Raw genomic sequence first — 18511 nt, forward strand, 5'->3', positions numbered from 1 at the left:
ACTTTTTGCACCCCACTTAAGTATTTCTCTTGCAACTTAACCCCAACCATCTTCACAATAATGCGAGAGGAAGGTGAGCTACCTACCTACGTTTCTACTCCTTGCCTGTGCTCTGATAGGACTTACGGACCCTAGGACTAGAACTGAACTACAAGGATGATTATCACAATTCTCCTCATTGCTATCATATGCGCTATCATTGTCCCCTTCCTGTGGAACATAAGACTTATTATCAGATTCACTATCAAAGCTTAAAGATCTGGATAACTCTATCTTCTTTCGTGGAACATTATCAGGCTCACTAGAAATGTCTCCTGTTAGAGTATAAAATTGATTGTTGAAGCCTTTTTGTTTATCAGCAAACGTTTCTTCACTTAACTCTTCTACTTGACCACGGAAAAACTCTTTTTCTTTTTCACTGTTTTGTAATTTTTTCATCAGACCTTCAATATCCAAAACTTTACCTGCAATGATGTCGCTCAATGCATCAAGGTTCTCTTCCAATTCCTTAATCTCATCTTCATGCTCTTTTTCCAACCCTTGCATTTGACATTTTAAATTGCTTATAAACTGCTCCTTTTCCTCCATTATTTGTGCTTCTTGGTCTATCTCTTTTTCACGTTCTTTTAATTTTTCTTCTAATTCCTTCTTTTCTGTATTAACAACTTTCAGCTTGTCCTCTAGCTTTCTTTTTTCTTCATGCACACTTTTAAATTCTTCCTCATTCCTCTTCAGGTTTTCTTTAAGCTGCGTTAACTCCTTGCGCATTGCATCTATTTCTGCCTTTGATCCTCGCTCCTTTTTTTCAAGTTTATCTTGTAAATCGCTAGTCCATTTTTTTAATGTTTCAATTCTTTGCCCAGCTTCTGCAAGTTTCTGATTCACTTCTTTTTTTTCTGCTTCAGCACTTTTTAACTTATTGATTAATTCTTGGGTTACCTCTTTCGAGCATGATAATTTTTTTTGCAGATCTAATACTTGTTCTGAAAGCTGTTCTTGGTTTCCATCCATCTTCTTATTCAAGTGTTCTAAATGGTCAAACTTGTCCTCTAAATCAGATTTTCCTTCCTGCACATGATATAGTTCTTCTTGCGATTTCTTTAATTCACTTTTTAACTCCTCCTTTTTTGCATTAGCAACTCCCAGCTCTTGCCTTAGCTTTCCTTTTTCTTCATATACACTTTTAAGTTCTTGTGCTTTCCCTTGTAGCTCTGCTAACGCACTTGCTAACTTTTTATCTTTTTGTGCCAGTTCAGTTTGCAATTCTGTGTTTTTTTGCTCTTGCTCAATTTCTACAGGTCTCTGATCCGATACATAATGCTCATCACCAAGTCCACTATCAACGCTTGAAAATCTGCGTAATTTTTTCTTCTCTGGTGTAACATTAACGTTATCTTCATCTTCAGTGAGTTTAAGTATAAGCATTGTATCTCCTGGAAATTCCTCGTACTCGTTTTCTGGAATGTCGAATTCTGGTCTCTCTTCTCCAAGTTTATCTTGTAAATCGCTATTCTGCCTCTCTTTTACAATTGTTTGATTATCTTCTGCTTGGGTTGTTTCTAGTTTCTCCTGTAGTTGCTGATTTTCTTGTGTTAATTCATGGTGCTTTTTATTTATCACTTGCAACTCTGCTTCTTCTTGCCTCAATTCAACGTTTTCTTCGGACAGCATCTGATTATTTAAAATCAATTCATCCATTTGTTGTGAAGCAACTTCTGGTTGAGTTTCAGTGTGCTGTAAATTGACTTCTGTTTGAATTAATGCATTGCTATTAATAGAAGGAGAAGAAGGAAGGCTATTGTCATCATCAACTTTAGGGTCTGGACCTTTCGATTCCCCCCCTGGTTCCTTATCTTGATAGGCCACTATAGATTCGTTTTGAAAATTATTATTAGCAGTAGGTACAACATCAGCAGCCTTACCCTTTTCTAGTGATTTCATTACAGCATCATGTAAGACGAGGCCTTGAATATATAATTCATCATTTTGCTTTATTAATTCTAGGATCTCCTCCGATGACACAAAATCTTCACCATCAAATTTTAGTACTTCAGTTATGCCGCTACTACTCACATTCATAATCATGGTACACATTCTGGATCCATTCTCTACAGGCCAAGTGCTTGTCATTTCATAATATGCGCCTTCTTTAAATTCATAATATCTTTTCTTATCTTCTTGATGAGCGCATATTTCATGTTTTTTATTGCAATAGATATTCAATTCTTTAATATCTTTCTCTTGCTGTAAAATGTCACTAATTCTTGTTGGCTCACTTCTATTGTAATTAATAAGGTTAACATTCAAAACTCTATGAGCGTTATCAGTTTCTGTGTAATAAGCTTGAAGCTCTACGTCTTTCCTCTCAAAATATTTACTTGCAGCTTTTTTTCCCTGCTCTGCCAACTCTATGCATTTATTTATATCTTCCTTAAAGCTCTTATTAGCAGACTCTGTTACTGCTTTATCTATGTACGTTTGTTTAAAATCTCTATCGTTTATTAGGTCATAAAAACTCCACTCATCCCTATAAGCCTTTTGTATAGCAGTGAAGTCACTTTCTTCTTTTAAAAGTACTAAGAAGCCTACCTTGTCTTCTAGATCTTTTAGTTTAAAACCTGTTATTATCTTCTCTAATTGAGAATCAAATTCTTTATTGGCAAAATTTTCAGCAAGATTATTTAAATTTCTTAATTCTTTGCATAATTTATCATTTTCTGCAATTGAGCGGCAGAACTTTATTGTAGCAGAGTCCTTAGTGGAAGGATTTTCTTTTTCCACTTCATTGATACGGTTCTTGAGAGATATAAAAGGTAGTGTAAACCGTGATGAATAACATAATTTTTCTTTTTCTTCTCCATACAACACCAGTAGGCGATGTATTGCATACCAGGTACATGATGCTGCCCTTATAACTGATTCAACATCATAATTCTCTGACTGATCACTTGTTTTTCCTGCCTCTGCTGTTTTGTCTCCCTTAGTCAAACCTCCAATCATAACACACCTCCTTTGACTATATTTATATTATACTAATTAACATATATTCAAAAAAATCAAACCACGTTCTACACTAACTTTTATTATTAACTTAATTGTGTTGAAAATAACTGCAAGTGTTAAACTTAAGCTTTTGTCTTTCATTGTACACTACTCACTATAAGTTTATAATATATCTTATATAATAGACTTAGTATTTTGAGTTATGCAAGTATTTTTTTTATTGGATAAAAGTTAAAAGACGTTTTCAGAAATCTTTAAGCTCAATAACATCCTCTCTTTTTGGACTAGTTGAAATTAGATGAATTGGTACACCTATTAATTTTTCTAACTTGTCTATATATTTTATTAAATTGATAGGCAATGCTTCAATCGACCTTTTACCTTGAGTATTTTCTTTCCAGCCAGGAAACTCTTCATATATTGGCTCTAATTCCTCCTGTATTGAATGCGATGCGGGTAAATAATCATACATTTTCCCGCTATACTTGTAACCAGTGCATATTTTAATTGTATCAAAAGAATCAAGCACATCTAATTTGGTTAATACAATGCTTGAAACTCCAGAAAGTTGCACAGCCTGGCGCACTAAAACTGCGTCAAACCATCCGCAGCGCCTTCTTCTATTGCTCACTGTTCCAAGCTCCTTGCCTATAGTAAATAAGCTATCTCCAATCTCGTTTTTTTGCTCAGTAGGGAATGGACCATTGCCCACTCTTGTTGTATAAGCTTTTACCACACCAATAATGTAAGCATTGGAGGCTAATCCTGAGCCTGTTATTGCTTGCGACGCTACAGTATTACTTGAAGTAACAAAAGGGTAAGTTCCGTGGTCGATATCTAAAAATGTGCCTTGGGCGCCTTCAAATATTATTTTCTTACCTTCTTTCACAAAGTCATTTAATATCCTCCACACAGGTTTTTTATATGAAAGAATTTTTTTTGAAATCCCTTGAATTTCTTTTAATATTTCTTCTTTTTTAACCACCTGGTAGTTAAGGCCTTTTCTGATAGCATTGTGGTAATTCAGAAGAGTATCCACTCTTTTATTGAGCTCATCTGCGTTTTCTAAATCACAAAGGCGTATAGCTCTCCTTCCAACTTTATCTTCATAACATGGCCCTATCCCTTTGTTTGTTGTACCAATTTTGTGATTTCCGTTTAAATCTTCAAATAGCTTTTCCTTGTCCTTATGTACGCTAAGTATTAATGGACAGCTCTCGGATACCATCAAGTTGTTATAGTTTACGTCCACTCCTTTAACTTTCAATGACTCTATTTCTGAGATTAGAGCATGTGAATCAAGAGCAACACCGTTTCCTATGATGGATATTTTGCCCGTTCTCAAAACAGCAGAGGGCAGTAAATTTAATTTATAAACCTCATCATCTATTACTATAGTGTGCCCTGCATTATTTCCTCCCTGAAATCTCACAACTACATCTGCATTCCCAGAAAGATAATCTACTATTTTACCCTTGCCTTCGTCACCCCATTGCAGACCAACAATTACAATGTTATTCATCATTATTTTCTAAATTAATACATAAATATTAATGCAGTACGCTACAAATGGAAAGAGAAATCTGCGCCTTTCCTGCACCTCTTAAATAAAGAAATATACTGTCGATTTTCTTAATATATTACCAAACTATTCATCATTATATGATATAACTTACAGCATATTTACAGTAAGGTGTTATTTATGAAAGAGGCAAAAGGAAAAAATAATAAGAGTCCAGTAGTTAGATTAAAGGCCACAGCTAAAGAGTTCAATTTTAGTAAATTAAGAGCAGGTCAAGATAATGAATTAGCAAATTCTGGTGAAACAATGTTCTTAGATTTTCAAAGGATGAATTTTATTATTAACGGAAAAGAAATAGATAAAAATCTTATTATTGCATTTAAGGAAGGAGCTAAGCACCACAAAAGCGAACTTTTTAATAGTGATGATATATATAATGACGAAATATTTAACAAAAAAGGAACAAGAGAAATAGATACGGATCATGGCAAAGCTTTTGTTGCTTCAGTACTCGAAGATATTGAGAAAGAGCTTGTAAGTAATGCATTGGGTGAGCTATGGAAAAATCACTGTGAAAATCCCAAAACTGCCAATCATCAAAAAACCGATTCATATAAGAAAGAATTTGAAGAATTTTACAATGCTGGCCAACATCTATTACCAACAGAGAAAGATGAAAACAAAGACTACCGTTCCTTTGCAAAAGAAGTTTTCAAGAAAATGTTCAGATACGCTGGGGCAGAAGTTCCAAGTAATGCTATTTTAGAAGAGCTAGTCACCAATTGTAATCAAGCAGGGTATGAGGCTGCTCCATTTATACAAACCCAACTTGCACTTGGACAGTCGTTCATAGTAGAAAATCCTAAAAAAGTAATAAATATTGATTGTGCTAACCAAAATAATGTAAGAATTAGATCTGACATGAGGCTACCAATACTCTCTGTTAAAAATCAAGTTATGCATGGTGATAAGATATGTGATCTGTCTAACTCATTAGAATTTACACTTGAGTCTCAAGATGGTAAAGACTTTGTAACATACAGAGATGGTAAATTGTCACTTACTATTCCTAAAGAGTTAAAAAATTATAAAGATAATGGCAAGAGCTTGTTTGACATTATTAAAGAATATTTTCAGAAATTCTGTGCAAAATTAGGATTTAAACCTGAGACAAAAATACAAATAGAGCATAGCTTAGGTACTCAAAGTAACTATTTAGATGGTACAATATCTGCTACAGGATCGGATGCAAATAAAGAGTTTATCAATCTTTTAAGCAAAAATCTCAGAGGGAGGTTATTGGAATCAGGAGTTGCTTTAGGAAATGAAGATGTTGATGGTATTGTTGAAGTCAGAGTATCTACAGTTATGGATCTGTTGAGTAATTATGCTAAATTGGAAGATAATAAAGAAAACAGAGAGTTATTAACAAGTGAAGTAGCAGATAATTTAGGGCTTTCCACTCAAGATAAAACAGCATCAGAAGTATTGAAAGAATTTGATGATGAAATAATAAAGTTAATGCATACAGAAGGTATAAAGAATAACATAGGTCAACATATAATGGAATTAGGATCTTTACCTTCTTTGATAAAAGGTCAGGTTAATCATAATCAAGTGCAGTCTGTTGTAAATACTTTTATTAAGTTAATTATTGAAGGGAAAAGCGAAGTATACAAAGAAAAAAATGCAATTAATGCAATTGATGCAATTTATCAGAAGGTAGATAAGGCAATTGTTGAGCAAGAAAAAAGAGCAACCAACAAACAAGATATAGAAAATGATAAATGGACAGATAGAATCAAAAAACAGAAATTATCTGTGGAATCACATGAACATTTACTTTAAAGATACTGGTAGGCTCCTTGAATATTTTAGAGTTCATGGTTGCAACGGTTGCTATTTTACAATGCACCTAATCGTAAAAACTACGTGCCGTTGCATCATATGTTTCAAGAACGTTGGTAAAATGTTCAAGTTGATCTCGATTCAATACCTGATCTATTCTAGTTAGTTGGTCATTGCTGCTTTTAAAATTAGTTAGATCACATAACATAGCACGTTCTTCAGTTTCAGCAGGCAAGTATTTAAAGTGACCAAAGATATTTTACCTAATTTTCTCTAGCATATTTACCTGTATACTTACAAAGCTACCTAATACCGCATACTGATTTCTCTCTTTATTTTGTACAAATTAATTAAGTGAAGTGAGTATAGTATCCACACTACTAAAAAAAATGTGGCACAAAACATAAACATTACAATGAGTGGCAACAGCAAAGAACTTTCTATTGCTACTCCACCTCTTCTCAAAATGCTTGCTGGCTGATGGAGAGTAGACCATAAATTCACAGAAAATTTTACTACGGGAATATTTATAGCACTAAAAATGGCAAATACTGCTGCTGATTTTTCTGCCCTCGCTTCATTATCAAAAGCGCTCCACAATGAAAGGTAGCCAACATATAGGAAAAATAAAATTAGCATTGAAGTAAGCCTTGCATCCCATACCCACCAAGTGCCCCAGGTTCCTTTTCCCCAGATGCTACCTGTGATTAAGCATATTGCAGAAAAGACTGTCCCTGCAGGAGCAGCAGCATGTGCCAAGACACTAGCAATGCTATTGTTCCACACCAATGAAATGAAACTAAGTGATGCAATGAGTCCATATATTCCAAGAGCAAGCCATGCAGAAGGCACATGAATGTACATAATTCGTACAATTTCTCCTTGTTTATAATCTTCTGGGGAGAAGAATAACGCTAAAAACATTCCAATTAAAAAACATGCGAAACAAATAATCCCAAGCCAAGGTAGTGCTTTTTTAGAAAAAGAAGTGAAATTTGTAGGCTTTAATAAAAACATTCGTTTTGAGAATAATTGCGTTAAGAATTTACCAATTAGTTTGAGTTTTATCAACAGGATAGTTTTTCTGCATTGACATAGATTAACAAATTAGCACAATTTCAGTAGCCGATTGCTTGCTATTATTTTTAGTATAACACTATATAAAACATGACCCTTAAAAAGCTTAATTTACACTTAGTATCAGATTCAAGTGGTGAAACTGTTATATCAGTTGCAAAATCAGCTCTGAAACACTTTCGTTCTGTAGAAACAATCGAATATGTTTGGTCTTTTGTGAAAGGAGAAGAGCAGATTGACAAAATTCTGGAGGAAATTAATAGGAAAAGTGATGAGCATAATTTTGTTATATGCACTATTACTGATGATGAGCTAAGAAAATATCTAAAAGATAACTGTATAAAGTTGAAAATTCCCTATAGAGCAATATTATCACATATTATTAGAGAAATTTCGTCCTATCTTGAAATTGAAAAAGACGAAAAGCTTGACTTGCATACTGAGATAAATAACGAATATTTTCAGCGCATTGAGGCAATAAACTACACTATTAATCATGATGATGGGCAAAATATTCAAGATATTGATAAAGCAGATATAATTTTGGTTGGAGTTTCACGTACATCAAAATCTCCCACCAGTACGTATTTAGCTTACCGAGGCTATAAGGTTGCAAATATTCCTTTTGTTAGTGGAGTACCCTTTTATGTCGACTTGGCAAAATTAAAAAATAAACTAACAATAGGGGTAACAATAGACGTAAGTAGGCTAATAGAAATACGCAAAAATAGACTTACTTCAATTAACAACGAAGATAATAATATATATGCTAATCCTAGAAAAGTAGAAAAGGAAATTAAAGAAGCAGAGGAACTATTTAAGCAGAATAACTGGCCAATTATTGATGTCACGCAAAAGTCAATCGAAGAAGTATCAGCAACAATTATACAGTATTTTAATAAAATGTGAAAAATTTATCAATTGACTAACTCTCTGTAAGTGATCATAATGTAAGGTAATTTAATTCTTACTATAGATATGAAAGTCAAAGGGTCGCTAAAATCTCATCGTAACAGAGATAAAAATTGTAAAGTTGTGAAAAGGGGTGGTAAGATTTACATTATAAACAAGGTAAAGCCAAGGTGTAAAGCGCGTCAAGGTTCTTAGCTTTTTGTTCACCTTTTCATGTTATACATTTCTTGTATGTGAAAGTACGGTGTTTATACCTAAAAAGAAGCAAAAGTTATTGTGTTTAAGCGCAGCCTTATTCATTTCTTCTCTTACATTATATTTTAGCATTAGCACAATTACAGGTAAACGTGGCTTATTGACGTTAATCGACTTAAAAAAAGAGATTGAGTACAATAAGCTTTTGCTAAAGGATGTCTCTTCTGAAAAGGAAAAGTTGGACAATAAAGTATTTGGCTTATATGAAAAAAGCTTAGATTTAGATCTGCTTGATGAGCAAGCAAAAAATGCTTTAGGTTATGTGAACCCTAATGAACTTATGGTTGTTCTTGACGTGGAATAGCAGTAGACTTCTTGCGTTACCTCCTGTCATTCAAGCCCCTTTCTTGTCATCCGAGTAGCCCCTATGATGTCATTCCAGTGCTTGACACTGGAATGACATCATTATAGAGTGAACCAGTGTCAGCTACTTTCATGACACCATTCTTTTTTCTGGATTCCAGTGGGCTTTGTTGCATCGCTACTTATGAAAGGCTAACTATAGCTAGGATTATAAGCAACCTATTGAAAATCTTGTTTTTTTGCAATCAATCTGATCAAATTTAAGAATAGTAATTTATTATTTATATTAATAAACTTAATTCTATTGAAAATAGCTAAAGCATTGAAATTCTTGAATTTTAGCCGGATTAGTGAGTGGTAGTGAAATTTCTTTTACTCAAATTTAGGTATTCACTGACCGTTCTTGTTATAAATACCAGAATAATAAGCTACTGATATTCTCCATCTTTTTTATCTTTAATCCATCATAGCTAGCGATGCAACAAAGCCATTCCAGTGCCAGTTACTTTCATGACACCATCATAAAGTGAAACTAGATTCCAGCGGGCTTTGTTGCATAGCACCTTAAGCAGTGATGGTTTACGACAAATTTATGTAATGATTTCAAATTTAGCCATACCAATATCAGTGAATTTGTTGAGCAAATAGCACTTAATTAGTAATTCTTTTTCACGATTTACTTCAGATTTATTCCTAAAGCTAAATCCAAATACTTGCTTCAACCTTGAGAAAAATCCTTCTATGTAAGATCTCTTTCCATAAATTGCTTCCTTTTTCCGCTCTTTTACACCATCTTGTCCATATAATTTTATTAACCTAATAGCAGCATTCCTGTCAGACATATAATCTATTTTTGAATGTTCTGCTGCATCCTTTTTTGGTAGAACTTTTGTCTTTATATCGTATTTCTTACACAATTTATAAAGTTTGTGCCTATCGTATGCCCTATCTGCATATAATGCTTTTATTTTGTGCTGAAAATTAACTTCTTCAAGCAAATCGCAAGCTCCATAGTGGTCAGAGTAGACGCCATTACTGTATCTTGCAGCTATAGCTTTTTTACTATTCACACTTAACATAACATGTAACTTTCTTACTTGCTCGTAGCTTCGGTACTTTCTATCTGCACTGTTTTCCTTACTGTGGCCAGGAGTGTTACTGTAAATGCTGATACTTGTGCTATCTATGATAATTTCAATATTTTCCATGTTGCTTTTATCAACCCTGCAATCATTTATCTTAATATTAAGTTTTTTAAACCTTCTTGATGCTTGTGAATAGCTGATAACTGCCAAATTTTTTCCTATTTGTTGCAGATATCCTTTTATAAACCCCACCGTTTGTCTTAACCCAATTCTAAAAAGATTGACAATTATATGCACCAAAATTACGACTTTATCACTGTAAATATAGTTGCCGCCCTGCATTTTTGGACTATTTTCATACCAATTTTCGATAGCTTCATCGATGTAACGAAAAATATTTCCCCTTTTTTCAAGGAATTTGTTATATTCGTTTTGGTTACTGACTTTCATTTTCTGTGGCATATTTTTTCTTCAACAGTTAAATGGTTATTTATAATGAATTTTGTCAGTAGCCACCAGATTTTTTCGGTTGCTATGCAACAAAGCCATTCCAGCGTCACGCGCTGGAATGACAAAAAAGAGTAGGTTTTTTATGTGATTATGCAAGAAGCTAGTGTAAATTTAAGTTTTATCTACCGCTTGATCAAAAAAGAATAAGTTTAGTAAAAAATAATGATATTATTAGTGGAACATAAAATAGTCCCACTGCAGTACTAATTAGAAGCAACAGAGTAGCTTTATCTGGTTGATAATTCAAAATATTAGCAAGTATTATACTGGACCCAGAAACTGGAATAATAGCCAGCAACATCAGTGCTTTATATATACTCTCGTCGTATACACCTATAACATGTTTGTCTAGAAGGACAATTCCTAAAACAAACAGTGGCCAGAATACGTACTTTGCTGTAATAGTGATCAAAGCAAGCTTCCAATCTACTTTAAAGCTTGTAATATTTGCAATGCTCACTCCAAGTAGCATCATCCCTAATGTGACAAATGTACTTCTAATATTCATCATAACATCTGTTAAAAAAGTAGGTATTTGTATATCATATATACTTAAAAAGAAGCCAAGAACCATCGCATAAAGCGAAGGAAGTTTGAACAACTTTAATATGCATTCTTTTGCGGTATAAATACCATTTGCAGCTATGTAAAATCCTAAGCTATTTTCAAACAACGCCATTCCTATATAACAAACAACATATACAGATACTGAATCTTCATCAAACAAAGCCATGGCAATCGGCAGGCCAAAATAACCCATACTTGTGCTGCCCGAGCTAAACGCTAATATGTTTCTCGTGTTATCCTTAAATAAAAAAGAAGAAAGATAATACACTGATAAGGACATAGTGCTACCTATAAACCATATCAAAATCGGCAGAGAAATTACTTTTAAATTAACTTCTGTATGAGAGACTCCATATAAAATCACTATTGGATTAGCTATATAAAAGAGTATTTGAGATATAGTGTTTCTGTCAATTTTAAGACATTTTCCTGATAAATAACCAATAAATATTGTAATATAAATAGGTAATATTTTTAGGAAAAGAGTAAGGAACATACTAGCCTATTGTGATACTTTTGACTGATAAAGTGATATTAGATCTTAAGGTATTATAAAAGTAAACAAAATTTATTTTCCAATTTATCCAGCTCATAGTTAATTAAAAAAGATTCACTTAGTGTCAAAATTTGTTTTTACATAAGACTTAAGAATGACATTTTTATGATAAAATTATGTTAAGTTTCTATAAAGCTCCTTGCATATTTTTGAATAATGATAAAAAATTAAACTGCTTGTGGTAATTTAGACGGACTGTTGAAAAAGTAAGAGGAAATAAGTAAAGTTAGGACAGAGAGTAAGGGCTTTAACATAGTTGTCATATTTTTCTTTAATTAACCCTAGTGTCCAATTTACCCACCATAGCTTCACATGAGGTGTTTCTAACCATTTTAATAACAGTAAAAAATGTTCTTCTTTCAACGCTTTAAATGTGATATTTTTATTCATTAATTAAAAATTTCAAATGTTACTACCCTTTCTATTAATCCTGTCTCTAATTGCTAAGTTCATTGAAATTGACATTTCCGTACCTAGTTTTCCTGATATGGTGCACTATTTTAACGTATCAGAAGGCACAATTCAATTAACTATTGCTTATAATTTCCTAGGCTTTTGCATAGGAGGGTTGTTTTTTGGTCCATTGTCTGAATGCTATGGCAGAAGAAGGATTATGATCATAGGTAACACTTTGTTATTAATCGGCGCTGTTGGTTGTGTTTTTGCACCGTCGATTTTTTGGCTTTTAATTTCTCGCTTTGTTCAGGGCATTGGTGTTAGCACATCTGTAGTTGTGTTTGCAATCGTTGCAGACAGCTACAAAGGCGACGAAGCGGTGAAATTTATTGGAATCATGAATTCTGTTCTTACAGTTGTCATGGCAATTGCGCCAGTGTTAGGCAGTTTCATTAATGAAATTGTAGGATGGCGTGGTAATTATGCAACTGTTGCAATACTTTGTTTGATCTCTTGGGTTTTGCTGCTTTTTCTGTTACCAGAAACAAAAAAGGATCGCGATGCTTTCAGTTTGAAAAAAATAATGAAAGATTACAGAAAACTACTATCTAGTCCGAGGTTTGTTACGTTGTCTTTAATGTCAAGCCTCTTTTCTGCCGCTTATATGTCATTCATCACTTGTGGACCTTTTCTGTATATGAAGACTTTTGGTTTATCTAGCACTATTTATGCACTACATCAAGGTGCAATAGTTGGGTGCTTCTCACTCATTAGTCTATTTGCTGGCAAAATCTTACAGAAACTTGGAGCAATATGGTGTGTAATTTCTGGTACGAGCGTGGGTGCTATTGGGTCTCTATTGCTTGTAATATTCAGTATAATTGTACCCCACTCTTTCTACTTAGTAACACTGTCTATGATTATTTTTTCTATCGGTTGTGCAATTTGCCAGCCAGTGATTTTTAATGCATCAATAAATGTTTTCCCTGAAATTAAAGGCACAGCTTCTTCTGCAGTCTCGTTCATTAGAGCTTTTATCATGGCTATTTTTATCGGCTTAACAAGCTAAGTTTACAACGGTCAAGCAATTAGTGTAGCTGTTCTTGTTCTATCCGCGATAGTACTAGAACTTGTTTTTACTGCCTGTTTATTGTTTTTAAAAGATCCGGTATAATTAATGATCTTTTTACAGACGTGAGCGATTAACTTTCCCCGGCCAATCTTTCTGCTTCATTACGTGAAATTAATGCCTCAATAAATTCATCTAGTTCACCTTCTTTTATAATCTGCTCTAGCCGATGTGAAGTTAGATTAATTCTGTGGTCTGTTATTCTTGATTGTGGAAAATTATATGTTCTTATGCGCTCGGAACGATCACCAGAGCCAATCTGACTTTTTCTCATTGTTGACCTTTCCATTTCTTTTTTTTGTCTTTCAATTTCGTATAGCCTTGCCCTCAATACTTTAAGCGCTTTAGCTTTATTTTTGTGCTGCGATTTTTCATCTTGCTGTATTACAATTATCCCTGTTGGCAAGTGGGTGACCCTTACTGCGCTGTCAGTTGTATTCACTGATTGCCCTCCAGGACCACTGGATCTATAAACATCTATTCGTAAGTCTTTTTCTTCTATTTTAAAGTCAACTTCTTCTACTTCAGGTAATATCGCAACAGTAGCGGCAGAGGTATGTAACCTTCCTGAGGATTCAGTTTCTGGCACTCTCTGTACTCTGTGTGCTCCTGATTCAAATTTCAACCTTGCAAAAACTTCTGTTCCATTAATGAGTGCAGAAGCTTCCTTATAGCCACCTATACCTGTATTAGAAATGCTTATTGGCTCGAACTTCCAATTTCTTCTTTCTGCATATTTTTGATACATACGAAATAACATTGCTGCAAATAATGCTGCTTCTTCTCCTCCTGTGCCTGCTCTAATTTCTAATATTGCATTTCTTGAGTCATCTTCATCTTTAGGCAATAATGCTAACTTTAGTTTTGCTTTTACTTTTGGTAATAATACCTTGTGCTTTTCGAAAAATTCTTCTTTTGCTAACTCTTTTATATCACCTTCGCTGTTTTCATCTTTCATTATTTCTTCTAAATCTGAAATTTCCTCTTTCAGCGTGTTATATTCATCAATTATCTTGATTATTGGCCTGAGCTCAGAGTATTCCTTTGAAAGGGTAATGAATTCTTTTTGACTTAAATTGGTAAGGTTTTCCAAGTTCCTTTCTATATCACTAAATTTTTTCTTTAAGTCTTGTAAATTATTCTCTATATTCATATAGCACAGATCTAGTATTTTAACTAAGTAATATATACTGAAATAAAAAATTTCTTATATCAAGCAATAACACTATAATATATCTACTACCTTCTAGTTGAATATAATGGCAAGACAGATAACATCAAGCTGCAATTTCATATTTGGAGCTTCGGACATGAAATCATTACCAGATGAGTCGGCTCCAGAGATTGCGTTTGCTGGTAGATCAAATGTAGGAAAATCCAGTCTGATCAACTTACTGATAAACAGCAAAAAAGCTGCCAGAGTTTCCTCTAAACCTGGATGCACTAGACAAATAAATTTTTATTCTATGTACAATGATAAATTCAGACTTGTTGACCTACCAGGGTATGGTTATTCTCATGCAGGTAAGGAGGAAATTATACAATATTTAAACTTAATTGAGTATTATCTAATTCAAAGAAAAAATCTAAGAAGAGTGTTTGTGTTGATAGATAGCAAGGTAGGATTAAAAGAAATAGACAAAGACTTCATTTATTGGTTAATATATAATAATATTAACTTTAACGTTGTGCTAACAAAAATAGATAAAGTGAGTCAAAAAAGCCTAGATGCCATTCTAGAAGATACTCAAAAATGGATTAATAATGAGAATGTGTCAATTCATCAAATAAGCATCCGTGTTAAGCATAAAATAATCAAGGTAAGAGATGAGTTTTTCAAGTTTACAAGATAAAAAAATGAAAAGTAGTGAATTTTTAAAGGGTGAAGTATCATTTGAACAAAAAGCAGAAATATTACTTGAAGTGCTGTCTAGCATACCTAGCTTTGTGGGTGAAACTTTTGTCATTAAATGTGGCAGCGTAACGATCTCAGATGAAACACTATTCTATACTTTTGTGCATAATGTTGTCTTATTAAAGCAGCTTGGTATAAATCCGGTGATAGTTCATGACGGAGAATATGAAATTAACTCAGTGTTAAAAATGCTGGGTATGGACAGTAAGTTTGTGAATGGTATCAGACTTACAGACAAAGACACTATAAAAATCATTGAAATGGCACTGTGTGGTTCAGTTAATAAAAAAATTGTTCAGCATATAAATTCTGCTGGTGGTTCAGCTATTGGATTATGTGGAAAAGACGGCAACTTAATAAAAGCTGAAAAGATAAGCGCTACGCTTAAGGAAGACAGATCAAATAACATCGAAAAAATACTAGACATGGGATTCATCGGTAGGCCCACTGAAATCAATCCTGATATATTATTTTTTATTGAAGAATCAGATTTTATACCAGTTATTGCACCAATTGGTCATGGAAAAAATGGGGAAACATATCATATTGATGCCGATAGCACTGCAAGCACAATTGCAATTGCAGTTTCTGCATCTAAAATGATAACCTTTAGCGATACAGGTGAAGAAATAGATAAAATTGGTGGCAGGAAGATATCTGTTAAAAATTTAAATGCATCGATTGATTGTGGCAAAATTCAAGGAGAAAAATTTATTGGAAGGCTTATGGCATATACTAAAATGGTAGAGGAATGTGCTGGAGTTGTTCACATAGTTGATGGTAGAATACCTAACATTATGCTTGATTTATTTACTGAGAATAATTCAAGCATATCAATTGTGAGTGATTTATAACTAGACAACTACACGAATAGACTTCTTGCATAACCATATGACGAACTTTTCTTGGGAATAGAAACGAAAAAACTTACTTGACAAACTCCGCCAGCCCCCTTATCATGATAGTGAAGGTATTCAGTTATCTTCATCTGTGCAGATTAAACAGCAAGAAAACAACGTAGTTGGCGTCTTATTTTTAATTTTTTGCACTATGTGCACCTTATGTCTTCACAACATTTCTGGGTTTTTACCTATATAAGCTGAAACGCGCTTATAAGTCGTTTAAGACAGTATAGTACGCCAATTTGCAGGATTAGAGAGTGACAACTAGCTAACACGGGGTTTCTTTTGCCTTTTTTTCTGCTTAGTAAATTTCTTAAACATTTAAACTAAGGTGAGTTGCATTTAAAAGCAGCTAAATTGCAGTGTTTAAGACTTAAAAAACGCCAATACTGAAAATAGACAATGACTAGGGCTTCTTTTGCCTTTTTTTTCGTTTGGTAAATTTCTTAACGTTTGTAGCTAAAAGAGCCCAAGAGAGGTGTCATTACCCCGCCAACAATGTTGCAAAAAACGTAAAATTAGAGAAAAGCATTTCTCGAAAACTTCTATGTCCAAAAACAAGAGTGCCATTTATTTATAGTGCCAACAATCAATTAACCATCAGTTTCAATGAATGATATGAACATATTATTTCAAGGAAAGTTCATGGGAAATAAGAGATTAGCTATACGGATTAGCTGTAGCTATGAAACTAACCGGTTGGCAGAAAAGTATTTGTTAGATGCTTATGAAAAAGCCGTGTCAAAGCAAGTAAGCCAAAAAAATTTAAAACATAAAAATGGGATTCAAGGAGGATCAAATGGTAACAGTGAGTTTATATGCAAGAGTTTCTTCGGGGAAACAAGCACAAGAAAATACAATAGCAAGTCAAGTTGCAGCTTTAGAGAAGCAAATTAGTACGGATGGATACAAATTATTAAGTGAGTATAAATTTATTGATAATGGCTACAGTGGATCTAATCTAGTCCGTCCTGATCTAGAAAAGTTACGTGATAAAGTAACAGAAGGTAAAATTGATAGAATTTACATTCATTCACCTGATCGCTTATCTAGAAAATATGCATATCAAATGGTATTACTTGAAGAATTTGAGAAAGCAGGAGCAGAAACGGTTTTCTTAAATTATGAGATTAACGATAATCCAGAATCTCAATTGCTGTTACAAATGCAAGGTATGATAGCAGAATATGAACGAGCGAAAATTATGGAACGAAGTCGTCGCGGAAAGATTTATGCAGCTAATAAAGGTTGTGTAAGCGTAATGGGAGGAGCTCCTTATGGTTATCGTTATATAGATAAATATATGGGAGGAGGACAAGCTTTATTTGAAATAAACGAAGAAGAAGCTAATGTTGTTAGGAAAGTATTTTTGTGGATAGGAAGAGAAAGGACAAGTATTGGGGAAGTGTGTCGTCGGCTAAACACTATGTCTATTATAACACGAACAGGAAAAAAGTACTGGGATAGAAGTGTGATTTGGGGTATGTTAAAAAATCCTGCTTACAAAGGACAAGCGGCTTTTGGTAAAACAAAAGTAGGTATAAAGTTACAACATATCAGACCACAGAAACATTCTTGTGAACAACCGAAAGATAATTACTCTACCTATTCTGTTGAAAAAGCAAATTGGATTTATGTTAAAGTGCCAAATATAGTGGACGAAGATGTATTTGATATAGTTCAAGAACAATTAGCTGAGAATAGAAAAATAGCAAGGACAAGAGAAAGAGGAGCAAAATATTTACTACAAGGTTTAATCGTATGTAAGCGTTGTCGTTATGCATATTACGGAAGTCCTGTAAGAAATAAGCGAGGAGAAAAAATTGATCATTATGCTTATTATCGTTGTATTGGTAGAGATTCTTACCGTTTTGGTGGTAATAAAATTTGTGATAATAAACACATTCGTACAGATGCATTAGAAACAGCCGTTTGGGAAGAGGTTAAGCATTTATTGAAAAATCCAAATAGGGTTTTAGAAGAATACAGGCGTAGACTTTCAGAGCTTAAAAAATCATCATGGGATCAAAAAAGCGATTTACTAGAGAAACAAGAAAATAAATTAAAACGTGGTATTGCTAGACTTATTGATAGTTATGCTCAAGAATATATTAATCAAGAAGAATTTGAACCACGAATTAAAGCAATGAAACAAAGTTTAAAAACAATTGAAGAGGAGAAGAAAAGGATATTCGATCAAAAGAAATTAAAACAGGAATTAACTTTGGTTGTAACCAATTTAGAAGACTTTTCTTCCAATATTACATCAAACCTTGATAACGCAGACTGGCTAACTAAACGTGATATTATTAGAACGTTAGTCAAGAGAATTGAAATTAACCTTGAGGACGTAAATGTGGTATTTCGTGTAAAAGAGCTACCAAACTCTCCTGGAAATAATCGAGAAGAAAAGAAAAATTTGCAACATTGTTGGCGGGGTAATCCCGCTGCTTGTTAGCGGGATCTATGTTAAGAGATACCGCGAATGAATCGTGGTATGACGTAGGACTGCTGTCATCCCAGTGCCCAGA

Annotated in this window: 17 protein-coding genes and 1 pseudogene; 9 read left to right on the plus strand and 9 right to left on the minus strand. The window is 33.6% G+C overall.

Annotated features, from left to right (window positions below):
• Nucleotides 1-78 precede the first annotated feature (78 nt).
• Complete coding sequence (locus OOK92_RS07885; protein ID WP_264735788.1) at nt 79-3000, minus strand: coiled-coil domain-containing protein; 2922 nt, start codon at nt 2998-3000, stop codon at nt 79-81.
• Between the two features lie 247 nt (nt 3001-3247).
• Nucleotides 3248-4525 carry an adenylosuccinate synthase gene (locus OOK92_RS07890; RefSeq protein WP_264732549.1) on the minus strand — a complete coding sequence of 426 codons (1278 nt, stop codon included), beginning with the start codon at nt 4523-4525 and terminating at the stop codon, nt 3248-3250.
• A 180-nt stretch (nt 4526-4705) separates the two neighbouring features.
• Here OOK92_RS07890 and OOK92_RS07895 point away from each other — a divergent pair, with 180 nt between their 5' ends.
• Nucleotides 4706-6373, plus strand: a complete 1668-nt coding sequence (locus OOK92_RS07895; RefSeq protein ID WP_264735789.1) for a hypothetical protein — start codon at nt 4706-4708, stop codon at nt 6371-6373.
• Nucleotides 6374-6440: 67 nt separating this feature from the next.
• Here the strand turns inward: OOK92_RS07895 and OOK92_RS07900 are convergent, their stop codons facing one another.
• Together OOK92_RS07900 and ccmC are read right to left on the minus strand one after the other, a co-directional pair.
• Nucleotides 6441-6608, minus strand: coding sequence for a hypothetical protein (locus OOK92_RS07900; protein ID WP_264688104.1), 168 nt, complete (start codon nt 6606-6608; stop codon nt 6441-6443).
• Between the two features lie 71 nt (nt 6609-6679).
• Entirely contained in the window at nt 6680-7390 is a 711-nt protein-coding gene (ccmC, locus tag OOK92_RS07905; protein ID WP_264735790.1) for a heme ABC transporter permease CcmC, read from the minus strand.
• A gap of 150 nt (nt 7391-7540) precedes the next feature.
• On the opposite strand from ccmC, the gene OOK92_RS07910 reads away from it, so the two are divergent.
• From OOK92_RS07910 to OOK92_RS07925, 4 genes are all read left to right on the plus strand, one after another.
• Nucleotides 7541-8359 carry a pyruvate, water dikinase regulatory protein gene (locus OOK92_RS07910; protein WP_253309258.1) on the plus strand — a complete coding sequence of 273 codons (819 nt, stop codon included), beginning with the start codon at nt 7541-7543 and terminating at the stop codon, nt 8357-8359.
• Between the two features lie 69 nt (nt 8360-8428).
• Entirely contained in the window at nt 8429-8557 is a 129-nt protein-coding gene (gene ykgO, locus OOK92_RS07915) for a type B 50S ribosomal protein L36 (protein ID WP_006279631.1), read from the plus strand.
• A gap of 49 nt (nt 8558-8606) precedes the next feature.
• A complete protein-coding gene (locus OOK92_RS07920; protein ID WP_253309259.1) occupies nt 8607-8921 on the plus strand; it encodes an FtsB family cell division protein in 315 nt (104 codons plus the stop codon).
• A gap of 116 nt (nt 8922-9037) precedes the next feature.
• On the plus strand, nt 9038-9184 hold the full coding sequence (locus OOK92_RS07925) for a hypothetical protein (RefSeq protein ID WP_264735791.1): 147 nt from the start codon (nt 9038-9040) through the stop codon (nt 9182-9184).
• 326 nt (nt 9185-9510) lie between these two features.
• On the opposite strand, the gene OOK92_RS07930 is transcribed toward OOK92_RS07925, so the two are convergent.
• The 4 genes and pseudogenes from OOK92_RS07930 to OOK92_RS08570 all read right to left on the minus strand — a co-directional run.
• The gene (locus tag OOK92_RS07930) at nt 9511-10467 is read right to left on the minus strand and encodes an IS5 family transposase (RefSeq protein ID WP_264735792.1); all 957 of its coding nucleotides are present in this window, start codon (nt 10465-10467) and stop codon (nt 9511-9513) included.
• Nucleotides 10452-10580, minus strand: coding sequence for a hypothetical protein (locus OOK92_RS07935; RefSeq protein ID WP_264735793.1), 129 nt, complete (start codon nt 10578-10580; stop codon nt 10452-10454). The genes OOK92_RS07930 and OOK92_RS07935 overlap by 16 nt, the downstream gene beginning before the upstream one ends.
• A gap of 68 nt (nt 10581-10648) precedes the next feature.
• Nucleotides 10649-11578: an AEC family transporter gene (locus OOK92_RS07940; protein WP_253309260.1), complete on the minus strand. Its 930-nt coding sequence runs from the start codon at nt 11576-11578 to the stop codon at nt 10649-10651.
• Between the two features lie 306 nt (nt 11579-11884).
• Nucleotides 11885-12028, minus strand: a pseudogene (locus OOK92_RS08570) (N-acetyltransferase); the annotation flags it as partial.
• 97 nt (nt 12029-12125) lie between these two features.
• On the opposite strand from OOK92_RS08570, the gene OOK92_RS07945 reads away from it, so the two are divergent.
• Nucleotides 12126-13103, plus strand: a complete 978-nt coding sequence (locus OOK92_RS07945) for a multidrug effflux MFS transporter (RefSeq protein ID WP_264736414.1) — start codon at nt 12126-12128, stop codon at nt 13101-13103.
• Between the two features lie 133 nt (nt 13104-13236).
• Here the strand turns inward: OOK92_RS07945 and prfA are convergent, their stop codons facing one another.
• The gene (gene prfA / locus OOK92_RS07950) at nt 13237-14316 is read right to left on the minus strand and encodes a peptide chain release factor 1 (protein ID WP_264735794.1); all 1080 of its coding nucleotides are present in this window, start codon (nt 14314-14316) and stop codon (nt 13237-13239) included.
• A 103-nt stretch (nt 14317-14419) separates the two neighbouring features.
• Between prfA and yihA the strand changes: the two genes are divergently transcribed.
• From yihA to OOK92_RS07965, 3 genes are all read left to right on the plus strand, one after another.
• Nucleotides 14420-15016, plus strand: coding sequence for a ribosome biogenesis GTP-binding protein YihA/YsxC (gene yihA / locus OOK92_RS07955; protein ID WP_375316731.1), 597 nt, complete (start codon nt 14420-14422; stop codon nt 15014-15016).
• A 4-nt stretch (nt 15017-15020) separates the two neighbouring features.
• A complete protein-coding gene (gene argB / locus OOK92_RS07960; RefSeq protein ID WP_319803924.1) occupies nt 15021-15932 on the plus strand; it encodes an acetylglutamate kinase in 912 nt (303 codons plus the stop codon).
• A gap of 826 nt (nt 15933-16758) precedes the next feature.
• The gene (locus tag OOK92_RS07965) at nt 16759-18438 is read left to right on the plus strand and encodes a recombinase family protein (protein WP_264735796.1); all 1680 of its coding nucleotides are present in this window, start codon (nt 16759-16761) and stop codon (nt 18436-18438) included.
• The last annotated feature ends 73 nt before the right edge of the window (nt 18439-18511 follow it).

The organism is Wolbachia endosymbiont (group A) of Rhinocyllus conicus, assembly GCF_947250775.1.
Classification (GTDB): Bacteria; Pseudomonadota; Alphaproteobacteria; order Rickettsiales; family Anaplasmataceae; genus Wolbachia.

What these genes read in the sequence shown, in the direction of transcription:
- OOK92_RS07885 (WP_264735788.1), bottom strand. Translation starts at nt 3,000, where the DNA reads ATGATTGGAGGTTTGACTAAGGGAGACAAAACAGCAGAGGCAGGAAAA.
- OOK92_RS07890 (WP_264732549.1), bottom strand. Translation starts at nt 4,525, where the DNA reads ATGAATAACATTGTAATTGTTGGTCTGCAATGGGGTGACGAAGGCAAG.
- OOK92_RS07895 (WP_264735789.1), top strand. Translation starts at nt 4,706, where the DNA reads ATGAAAGAGGCAAAAGGAAAAAATAATAAGAGTCCAGTAGTTAGATTA.
- ccmC (WP_264735790.1), bottom strand. Translation starts at nt 7,390, where the DNA reads ATGTTTTTATTAAAGCCTACAAATTTCACTTCTTTTTCTAAAAAAGCA.
- OOK92_RS07910 (WP_253309258.1), top strand. Translation starts at nt 7,541, where the DNA reads ATGACCCTTAAAAAGCTTAATTTACACTTAGTATCAGATTCAAGTGGT.
- ykgO (WP_006279631.1), top strand. Translation starts at nt 8,429, where the DNA reads ATGAAAGTCAAAGGGTCGCTAAAATCTCATCGTAACAGAGATAAAAAT.
- OOK92_RS07930 (WP_264735792.1), bottom strand. Translation starts at nt 10,467, where the DNA reads ATGCCACAGAAAATGAAAGTCAGTAACCAAAACGAATATAACAAATTC.
- OOK92_RS07940 (WP_253309260.1), bottom strand. Translation starts at nt 11,578, where the DNA reads ATGTTCCTTACTCTTTTCCTAAAAATATTACCTATTTATATTACAATA.
- OOK92_RS07945 (WP_264736414.1), top strand. Translation starts at nt 12,126, where the DNA reads ATGGTGCACTATTTTAACGTATCAGAAGGCACAATTCAATTAACTATT.
- prfA (WP_264735794.1), bottom strand. Translation starts at nt 14,316, where the DNA reads ATGAATATAGAGAATAATTTACAAGACTTAAAGAAAAAATTTAGTGAT.
- argB (WP_319803924.1), top strand. Translation starts at nt 15,021, where the DNA reads ATGAAAAGTAGTGAATTTTTAAAGGGTGAAGTATCATTTGAACAAAAA.
- OOK92_RS07965 (WP_264735796.1), top strand. Translation starts at nt 16,759, where the DNA reads ATGGGATTCAAGGAGGATCAAATGGTAACAGTGAGTTTATATGCAAGA.